Source organism: Methylophaga pinxianii, from assembly GCF_020447225.1.
In the GTDB taxonomy this organism is placed as follows: Bacteria; Pseudomonadota; Gammaproteobacteria; order Nitrosococcales; family Methylophagaceae; genus Methylophaga; species Methylophaga pinxianii.
Map to the genome: position 1 here is coordinate 1 of NZ_JAJAEO010000033.1, position 341 is coordinate 341.

At 46.0% G+C, this 341-nt stretch carries 1 protein-coding gene; it reads right to left on the reverse strand.

What is annotated here, in order from left to right:
* Nucleotides 1-341 (reverse strand): outer membrane protein assembly factor BamB family protein (locus LGT40_RS00150; RefSeq protein WP_226069654.1); only part of this gene is annotated, 341 nt, incomplete at both ends.

Here is a 341-nt window from a genome sequence, read left to right on the forward strand (position 1 = left end):
GTGCTGTACGCTTTGTACTGCACGTTACCGTCTAAGTCATACGCTTGTACATAACCACGAACACCGAATTCACCACCTGAAATACCAACGATGATTTTGTCATCAAACACATGCGCTGCAGCGGTGCTGGTTGCGCCAACTTTTGGATCATCACGTTTGTCAGACCAGACAACTTCACCTGTTTCCATATCTAATGCCACCAGAGTGGTATCAGCCTGGTTCAGGAAGATTTTGCCATCGCCATAAGACAGACCACGGTTAACGGTATCACAGCACATGACTGGTACAGTTTCATCGTAGTTTTGTTTTGGCTCATATTTCCATTTGATGGCGCCATCGTT